The 9,411-nt window shown below is 38.9% G+C and carries 11 protein-coding genes; 5 read left to right on the plus strand and 6 right to left on the minus strand.

Going from position 1 to position 9,411, the window contains the following annotated elements:
* From mnhG to AMET1_RS07375, 3 genes are read right to left on the minus strand one after another with little or no spacing between them, the layout of a single operon-like run.
* Positions 1-414: a monovalent cation/H(+) antiporter subunit G gene (gene mnhG / locus AMET1_RS07365; RefSeq protein ID WP_086637830.1), complete on the minus strand. Its 414-nt coding sequence runs from the start codon at positions 412-414 to the stop codon at positions 1-3.
* The gene (locus tag AMET1_RS07370; protein WP_086637831.1) at positions 411-665 is read right to left on the minus strand and encodes a monovalent cation/H+ antiporter complex subunit F; all 255 of its coding nucleotides are present in this window, start codon (positions 663-665) and stop codon (positions 411-413) included. The genes mnhG and AMET1_RS07370 overlap by 4 nt, the downstream gene beginning before the upstream one ends.
* Positions 662-1,183: a Na+/H+ antiporter subunit E gene (locus AMET1_RS07375; protein ID WP_086637832.1), complete on the minus strand. Its 522-nt coding sequence runs from the start codon at positions 1,181-1,183 to the stop codon at positions 662-664. Before AMET1_RS07375 ends, AMET1_RS07370 begins: the two co-directional genes overlap by 4 nt.
* A 441-nt stretch (positions 1,184-1,624) precedes the next feature.
* Here AMET1_RS07375 and AMET1_RS07380 point away from each other — a divergent pair, with 441 nt between their 5' ends.
* Positions 1,625-2,644 (plus strand): NOG1 family protein, encoded by a 1,020-nt coding sequence (locus tag AMET1_RS07380; RefSeq protein ID WP_086637833.1) that lies wholly within the window; start codon positions 1,625-1,627, stop codon positions 2,642-2,644.
* Positions 2,645-2,654: 10 nt separating this feature from the next.
* Here AMET1_RS07380 and AMET1_RS07385 read toward each other — a convergent pair whose 3' ends face one another.
* The 3 genes from AMET1_RS07385 to hypF all read right to left on the minus strand — a co-directional run bounded on the left by AMET1_RS07385 (position 2,655) and on the right by hypF (position 6,354).
* A complete protein-coding gene (locus AMET1_RS07385) occupies positions 2,655-3,482 on the minus strand; it encodes a presenilin family intramembrane aspartyl protease PSH (RefSeq protein ID WP_269088007.1) in 828 nt (275 codons plus the stop codon).
* A gap of 29 nt (positions 3,483-3,511) precedes the next feature.
* On the minus strand, positions 3,512-4,015 hold the full coding sequence (locus AMET1_RS07390) for an undecaprenyl diphosphate synthase family protein (RefSeq protein ID WP_161490832.1): 504 nt from the start codon (positions 4,013-4,015) through the stop codon (positions 3,512-3,514).
* An 83-nt stretch (positions 4,016-4,098) separates the two neighbouring features.
* Positions 4,099-6,354, minus strand: a complete 2,256-nt coding sequence (gene hypF / locus AMET1_RS07395; RefSeq protein ID WP_201721322.1) for a carbamoyltransferase HypF — start codon at positions 6,352-6,354, stop codon at positions 4,099-4,101.
* A gap of 109 nt (positions 6,355-6,463) precedes the next feature.
* Here hypF and AMET1_RS07400 point away from each other — a divergent pair, with 109 nt between their 5' ends.
* From AMET1_RS07400 to pheA, 4 genes are all read left to right on the plus strand, one after another.
* Positions 6,464-7,117, plus strand: a complete 654-nt coding sequence (locus tag AMET1_RS07400; RefSeq protein WP_086637836.1) for an A24 family peptidase — start codon at positions 6,464-6,466, stop codon at positions 7,115-7,117.
* Between the two features lie 25 nt (positions 7,118-7,142).
* Positions 7,143-7,715, plus strand: a complete 573-nt coding sequence (locus AMET1_RS07405; RefSeq protein WP_086637837.1) for an L-threonylcarbamoyladenylate synthase — start codon at positions 7,143-7,145, stop codon at positions 7,713-7,715.
* Positions 7,716-7,800: 85 nt separating this feature from the next.
* Positions 7,801-8,385: a response regulator gene (locus tag AMET1_RS07410; RefSeq protein ID WP_086637838.1), complete on the plus strand. Its 585-nt coding sequence runs from the start codon at positions 7,801-7,803 to the stop codon at positions 8,383-8,385.
* Between the two features lie 71 nt (positions 8,386-8,456).
* On the plus strand, positions 8,457-9,269 hold the full coding sequence (gene pheA / locus AMET1_RS07415; RefSeq protein ID WP_086637839.1) for a prephenate dehydratase: 813 nt from the start codon (positions 8,457-8,459) through the stop codon (positions 9,267-9,269).
* The last annotated feature ends 142 nt before the right edge of the window (positions 9,270-9,411 follow it).

Genomic DNA, 9,411 nt, shown 5'->3' on the forward strand with positions numbered 1-9,411 from the left:
TTATGCGCCCTCCAGTTTTTTATCTTCTTCTGTTGGCTGTTCTTCTTGTTTGGAACCTGTTACTCCGGTATCCATTGCGTCGACAACTCCTTTGGGTAGGTATCCGCTTCTGTGTGCTGCTCTCGCTATTGCGTGTGAACCTGTGGGGTTTGCTATTAGTATTGCTATCAATGCTATTAGTGAGTGTATTGCGAGTTGTAGTTGGGTGGCTGCAGCTGCTCCATCTAAGTAGTTTGAGATTGCGTATACAACGACTGCGAGCACGAGGAATATAGAGCCGTATGTATTGGTTTTTGTTGAGGCATGTAGTCTTGAATATACGTCTGGGAATCTATGTAGTCCTAGTGCTGCTATTAGGTTGAAGAATAGTCCGATTGCTAGTAATATTATCACTAGTATGTCAAGTGGGTTCATGCTTCATCCTCCAGGTATTTTGATATGTATAGTGTTGCTACAAATGCTAGTATTGCGTATACTATAGCGACGTCGATTAGAATTACTGAGTCGTATGCTGCTCCAAGCAATATCATTGTGGCTATAACCATCATGTTGGTTGTGTCAAGTCCAACAACCCTGTCAGGGGTTGTGGGGCCTAAAATAATTCTTAAGATGGCTATTGATATGAATACAGCCATTAATATTGCTGCTATTAGGAATATGTTCATTCAGCTATCCTCCTGACCCAGTTTATCATGCTTCCTGTTATTCTTTCTGTGTCTGGCTTTTCTTCTGTAACGTTCATCCAGTGTACGTAGAACTCGTCGTTTTCGTGGTCTACAGTTAATGTACCGGGTGTTAGTGTTATCGAGTTTGCTAGCATTGTTATTGAGACGTCGTTTTTTAGGTTTGTTTTTATTTTGACTATTCCTGGTGTGATTTTTCCTGTGATCACTCTCCATGCGATATCTAGGTTTGCTTTTGTTATTCTGTAGAAAAGTGGGCCGATTGCGTAGGCTATTAGTGTTATTACTTTGATTGGGTTCAGTAGGAATTCATATCCTTCTATGTTGTCTAGTATTTTGTAAGAAGCTGCTGCTGCTATGATAGAGACTAGGACTGCTAGTATGATGTCTCCATATTGCCAGAACAGCAAGTCGCCTGTTGAAGCGGTCAACAGCATATATAGTATAAATGAATATATGCCGACCACTAGTTGGGCTTTTCTTAAATTGCTATTCGCCATATTATCAACGATCTCCCTTTTTATATTTCATGTATCCTGTATTCCCCTTATAAATGAAATCTTAACAGAGATTAATTTATCATGATTATTTATAAAAGATTTGGGTTGTGTTTAAAAAAATTTTAAAACCTTAATAACTCTAAAAAACTGATTTACACAACCTAAATGCTTATTACAACATTTAAACCAACTCAAATAAAACAAAACACACCAAACAAACCAATATCAACAATAAACACATAAACACACATAACCTCCAGCCAAAAACCTACTAAAACACTTATAAACTATTATAGCCGGTTTATATCGATTCAAACTTAAAACAAAACCCCATTTATTGCTCAATTGAGAACAATCATATTTTCCAAACCAACCACATATAAATCATATCCATCTCAAATTCTAACTAAAAACATATATAATTAACGACGTTATCCACAGATGCAACACAAAAACAACCTACAAAAACAAACATACTCAAAAACAAAAATACCTATAGGTGAACAAGGCATGTTCAAAAAAATACCAGACGCACCAGAACCCGACCAACTAATAGACAGAGCATTCAAAAAAGCAAGACAAGAACACAACCAAAAAAGCGAGAACAAAGAACTACAAAAAATCCACATAGCAGCAGAACTCATCAAAACAGAACTAGAAAAAATAATAAACAAATACCCCAACTTCAACAAACTACCCCAGTTCTACTACGACCTCGCAGACACAACAATCGACATAGACCAAACCAAACAATCACTCGCCGCACTCAACTGGGCAAGAAACATGATGGACACAATAATCTCAAAATCACACAAAAAACGAAGCAAAAAAACCAACCTCCAAATACGAAAAGAAGCATACGGCCGAATATCCTCAATACTCCACCAGATAAAACCAGACATAGAACACCTCAAACAAACAAGAAAAAAACTCAGACAGATCCCAGAAATCAAAAAAATGCCAACAATCGTAATATCAGGATACCCAAACGTAGGAAAATCAACAATACTAAGCAGAATAACAAGCAGCCGACCAAAAATAGAAACATACCCATTCACAACCAAAAACCTAGAGATAGGAATACTCGAAAAAAACTACGTAAAATACCAAATCATCGACACACCAGGAATACTAGACAGACCACTATCAAAAAGAAACAACATAGAAAAAAAATCCATACACGCACTAAAACACATCGCCAACTCAATAATACACGTAATAGACCCAACAGGCAGATGCGGATACCCAATAGAAAAACAAGAAAAACTATACCAAGAAATAAAAAACACATTCAAAAACACACCAATATTCAAAGCATACAACAAAAAAGACATCTACACCGAAGAAATCAAAGAAGGATACAAAGTATCAGCAAAAACAGGCGAAGGAATAGAAAAACTACTAGAAGACGTACTAAAACCAATAGAAATAGAAAAACCATGGGAAAAATACCAACAATAAAAAACTAAAACTACACACCCAAAACCAAAAAAACAATCAAAAACCCAGCAATAGCACCAGAATTAAGCAAAGGCAAACCAGCCTGAGGCTTACCAGTCAAAACCAACAAACTAAGCCCAAAATAACCAACAATACAACCAAAAAACGACCCTAAAGCCACATAAGGCCCAATAAACGTATACGCAGAAACGGTTAAAATCGATGGGATAATAGCATCACCAAGACCCATATAAAAAGCCTTACGCCGCCCCTCACCACCAAAAGACTCCTCACCAAAAGAATAACCACGCTCCCACGGAACAACAAAAAGAATAGGAACCCTCATCTCCACAGCACTACCAGCCAAACTCAACATATGCTTAGTCTTATACACCGCAATAGCATCATAAACAGCTAAAAAAACAAGAAGAACCACAACAGGCCATACAGAAAACGAAACACCAAAAATCGCTACAATACCACTAGCAACAAACAAACCAACCAAATTAACAACATACCACTCACGATGAAAAACAAGAATCCCAAACAAAACAACAGCAGGAACCAAACCATATAAAAAACTAACCTCAAGCCCTAAACCAAAAACCCTACCAAACAAACCAGTAAACGTATAAACCAAAGTCATAAACACAGCAAAACCAATAATAACCTCAATAAACCATCTAGACCTCCGTTTATGCATAAAAAGAAAGAAAAAAGTGAACAATAAAATAAAAAAAACAACAATAATCGGGTTCAAAACAGATTCAGGATCCCCAAAAGCCTGTAGCTCTTCAGCCATAAAAAAAACAGATAGATACACACCTAAAACCTGTGTAATCACAATAAAAAAACCCATCGAAACAATAGGCAGCAAACCCCTCTCCCTCACCTACCGAACCTCCTTTCACGAGCCCTAAACTCATCAAAAACATACTCAACAAAACCATCATCCAACCCATCAAAACTCTCAACGAAGAAAAACTCAGAATAACTCAAACTCCACAAAAGACTGTTAGGAAGCCTTTCACCACCAACCTTAATCAAAATATCTAGGTCACTACCTGAATCAAAAAAACGACCCAAAAACTCCTCATCAACATCCTCAACAACAACCTCACCACCACAAACCAACCTACAAACCCTACGCAAAGAACTCAAAACCTCCTCTCTACCAGTCTTACATACAACAACAACCTCACCACCACTTGAATCAAAAACATCTAAAACCCGTTCCTTCAAATCCTCTGAAGCCCCAGGAAAACCAAGAACAACCTTAGAAACACCACGCTCCCAAAACTCATTAACAACAGAAAACAACCTACCAATCCTCAGAGACCCCCAATCAGGAACCACAATACCAATCCGATCAATATTCCATAAATCCCCCAAATTAAACCACCAAACCAAACTCCATATACATTAAACTTAAAAACACTTTACTTTAACCTTAAACAGAAACCAAATCCAACTCATCAACCTCTAGCGCTACCAACCACCACCTGCCCATATGAAACCCCACCATCTCCTGGAGGAACCCTCTCATTAACCAATAGATCCACATCCCCAACCCCATCAATATACCTCACAATCTCCTTCATAACCAACTCATTATATGAAACCCCACCAGAAACAGCTATTTTATCAACACCACGATCCAACGCCTCATCAACAGCTATCTCAACCAAACCCCGAGCCAAACCCACCTGCGCAGTAGCAGCAACATCCTTCCTTGAATAACTATCCAACAAACCCAATAACTTAACCATAAACTCCCTCACATCCAACCTATATAAACCATCTCTTTCAACAACAGGAACATCTATATCAACAGGACATCCTTCCTTACCAACCGCTTCAAGTTTCATAGCCGGCTCCCCCTCATAACTTCTTTTAGAACAAACATCAAGAAGAGCCGCCACACCATCAAGAAACCTCCCTGCACTCGAAGTAGGAAACACATTGAAAGAACGCTCCAACTGCTGAACAACAACATCCACCTCATCACCACCATGCGGAAACCACAAACCACTTAAAACATCCTTAAGACCATCGAAAGGATACAAAATACCAGCAACCATACGAGAAGGATAGTAAGCAGCAGCATCACCACCAGGCATCAAAGACCTCGACAAACCACCAACCCTCTCAAAACTCTCTAAACCAGCCAAAAGAACCTCACCACCCCAAACAGAACCATCCAACCCATAACCAGCACCATCTATAGCAATACCAACCACACGATCAACATCATGCTCACCCATAACCGATGCAATATGCGCATGATGATGTTGAACCATAACCGGTGAACCCACCTCCCTTGCATAACGAGAACTACGATACTCAGGATGAAGGTCACAAACAACTGAATCAGGCATCTCAATACCTGTAACCCCCAGTAAGTTCTCAACACCCTCCTTCATATAACCAAAAACCCTGGGATCATCAACATCACCAATATACTGCGAAACAACACACTCACCATCCTTCCCAACCGCCACAGTATTATCCAACTCCGCTCCAAAAGCAAGAACAGGATCACCAGAAACAGGTATAGAAAGAGACTCTGGAACAAAACCCCTAGACCTCCGAATAAACCTCTTATTACCACCATGAAGCCTTAAAACAGAGTCATCACACCTATTAACAATCTCACGATCATGCAGCAAAAAACTATCAACAACACCAGACAACTCATCTAAAATCACATCATTCTCAATATGCATCGGCCTTCCAGGCATATTACCACTGGTCATAACAACAGGCTCATCGAGATAACTGAACAACAAATGATGAATCCCAGAATACGGTAACATAACACCAACATTATGCAAACCAGGCGCTATCTCACCAGAAAGTGGAAAAGGCCTTTTTTTATCCAACAAAACAATAGGCCGTCGTATAGAAGTTAAAACCTCCCGTTCATCCCCACCAACCTCAGCAAAACTACCCACAACATCTAAATCCGGAGCCATAACGGCGAAAGGCTGAGAATCACGACCCAAACGATCCCTCAACAACCCTACCGGCTCTTCCCTAGCAAGACACACAAGATGAGTCCCCCCACAACCCTTAATAGCTACAACCTTACCTGAAAGTACATCACCTGCAACAACACGAACCGGATCATCATCACACCCCGGCACCCTGAAAACACTGGGCCCACAAACAGAACACGCAATAGTCTGAGCATGATAACGCCTGTCCAATGGATCTGTATACTCAGACCTACAATCACCGCACATCTCAAAACTAGACATAGACGTGTTATCACGGTCATAAGGAAGGTCACGAACAACAGTGAAACGAGGACCACAGTTAACACAGGAAGTTGCCCAATACCCACCAAACCTACCACCTCTCTTAATATCATTCAAACAATCACTACAAACCGCAGTGTCAGGTGGAACAACCCCAACACCATCACCCCCATCAAAAGAACCAGCAATCTCAAAACCACATAAACCCTCAACATCCATCCAACACACATCCACCTCCCGAACATCTGATAAAGGAGGTCCTTCATTCTCGATACAATCAATCAAACTCTCGATACTATCTATCTCACCCTCAACCACAACCTCAACCCCTAAAGCCCCTAAATTACGTACAAAACCATCTAAACCAAGACCCACAGCACTACGATACACAAACGGCCTAAACCCTACACCCTGAACCACACCATCCACCAATATCCTAGCCCTACTCAAACCACCAATATTTCCAGACAAAACAAACACCACAATTAAGACAAATCAATCATCAAAAAACAAATACCCTTCCCAGTATTAATCTGTTTGCACAAACCACTTTATAAATTTAAAAACATATCAATTATCGATGGACCTTGACCTCATAAAAATATTAATCGTACTACCGTTCTTTATAATTGCCTGCTTCACCGACCTGAAAGACCGGAAAGTTCCAAACAAACTATGGATACCACTAATCATAATTGCAGTAGTCTTTCTCGCACTACAATACAACACAGAATACATAACCATGCTCGGTATATCACTACTGGTTATCGCTATAATAGTCTTTATAATGGCGGCATTAAGGTTTGGAGGAGCCGATCTAAAAGCATTGATCGTTATAGCTATTCTTTTTCCAACCTACCCAGAAACATTCAATCCAACAATCGGAGAATACAGTATATTCGCCCTCACAACCATAGTAAACGGATTGTTTATAGCCCTAATATACCCCATAGCAATCCTCATAACCAACATAATAAAAGGAGATACCGAAAAACCCAGCCATCTCTTCACATCAATAAAAAAACCAACCAAAAAAGTCACAGATAAAGAAAGAGTATACCACCAAGGACAGTACAAAACACTCTCAGAAGAAGAAGTAAAAACACTATCAAAAACCAAAAACAAGGTATGGGTCACCCCATGGATACCTTTCATAGTATTCATAACACTCGGATTAATAGTCGCCCTAACCATTGGAGACCTACTGTACATAACCTTCAACTACCTAACCTAAAACAAGATTATTCAGTTGATCAAAAATGATTGAAGAAGCAGTAAATACCCTAAAGAAAGACGAATTGATAGCCTATCCAACGGAAACCGTTTATGGTGTAGGAGCAAACGCTCTAAAAAAACCAACAATCGAAAAAGTATTCAAAATAAAAAAACGCAGTAAAAACAAACCAATATCCCTAGCAATCTCATCATGGGAGATGTTCCATGAAATAGCTGAAATAGACAAAAAACAACTAAAAACCCTAAAAGAATTAATGCCCGGACCAGTAACAGCAATAGTAAAAAAAACCGATAAAGTACCAAACACATTAACCGCAGGCAGCGACAAAGTTGGAGTACGATTTCCAGATAACAAAACGGCGATAAAGATAATAAAACAGTTTGGATCACCAATAACCTCAACCAGCGCAAACATAACCGGAGAAAAACCACCAAAAAACCATAAACAAATCAAAATACCAGTAGACTACATAGTAGAAGCCGGAACCACAGAAATAGGAACATCATCAACAATAATAGAAATAAACAAAAACATCAAAATACTAAGAGAAGGACCAATTACTAAAAAACAAATCCAAAAAATCCAAAAAAAATAAAACACAACACCTAAAAAACAACAAAAACAACAAAAACTATTTGAATAAAAAAAAGGTTAAATAGTCTTAAAGCGGAGAAACCTCGATGAAAAAGGTATTAATAATAGAAGACAATCCCGATGAACTAGAATTATTCGAAGAGATACTGAAAGACCAGTACCAAGTAACCACCGCAGGAGACGGTGAAGAAGGCCTACAGAAAATATCCCCCGAAACAGACCTAGTCTTATTAGACCGAATGATGCCAGGTATAGACGGAGGAGAAGTACTAAAGAAAATAAGAAAAAACAAAAACCCAGAAATCTCACAAACACCCGTCATACTGCTAACAGCACTCGACCCTGACCTAGACATAATAGAGATGGAGTTCAACGACTACATAAACAAACCAATATCCCCCAAAAACCTACGTAAAAAAATAAAAGAAACAATATCGATTTCAGAATACGATACCCAAATAGACCAATACTACTCAACAATAAACAAAATAGAAAAACTCAGAGAAAACCTAGACGAAGACATACTAAGAAAAAACAAAGAATACCAAGAACTAAAAAGAAAAAAACAAAAACAACAAAAAAAAGTAGACAAATCACTACAAAAACTAATGAAAGACCTACCACCAGAAAAAACAGAAGAATTCCACGAAATCCTAGAAAAACTACTCTAAAACACCCAACCCCCATAAACCCCAACTATTTTTCCAAAAGTTAATTTTAAAAACAACAGAATATAAAGGGTATGAGAATACTGACACTAGGCCCCCCAGGAACCTACAGCGAAAAAGCAACCAAAAAATGGACAAACAAAAACATAAAAAACCCAGAGATAAAACTAAAATCCTCACCCGAAGAAGTAATCAACCAGATCAACCCAAAAACCATAGGAATACTACCCATAGAAAACTCAATACAAGGAACAGTACTCCAAACAATAGACCTACTAAACCAAAAAAACGTCAAAATAATGGGAGAAACAATAATAGAGATAAACCACTGCCTAATAGGACACAACACCGAAAACACCGAAATAATCGTAAGCCACCCACAAGCACTCGCACAATGCAGAAACTACATAACAAACAAATTCTCCAACGCAGAAACAAGAACCACAGGAAGCACAGCACACGCAGCCAAACTAACAACTGAATTCACAAACATGGCAGCAATAGCCCCAGCAGAAACAGCAAAAAAATACAACCTAAACATACTAGAAAAAAACATCCAAGACGTCAAACAAAACAAAACCAGATTCATCATCCTAGCAACAAAAGATGCCGAACCAACAGGAAACGACAAAACAACCCTAATATTCTCAGTCAAACAAAAACCCGGAACACTATACAAATCACTAAAACCCTTCGCAAAAAGACAAATAAACCTAACAAAACTAGAATCAAGACCATCAAGAAAAAAACTAGGAGACTACTACTTCATAATAGACATCGAAGGACACAGAAAAAAACCCAAAATAAAAAAAGCAATAAAAGAACTAAAAAAACAAACCGAACAAACCAAAATACTCGGATCATACCCAAAAGCCAAAAACCAATAAAAAAACCCAAAAACCTGGAAACAATAATAAACCAAACAGCACATTAACTGTGTGGGGTGCTGCGGGGGTAGCCGAGTCAGGCCAAAGGCGCAGGACTTAAGATCCTGTCCCGCAGGGGTTCGCGAGTTCGAATCTCGCCCCC

The sequence above is a fragment of the Methanonatronarchaeum thermophilum genome (genome assembly GCF_002153915.1).
GTDB classification, from domain to species: Archaea; Halobacteriota; Methanonatronarchaeia; order Methanonatronarchaeales; family Methanonatronarchaeaceae; genus Methanonatronarchaeum; species Methanonatronarchaeum thermophilum.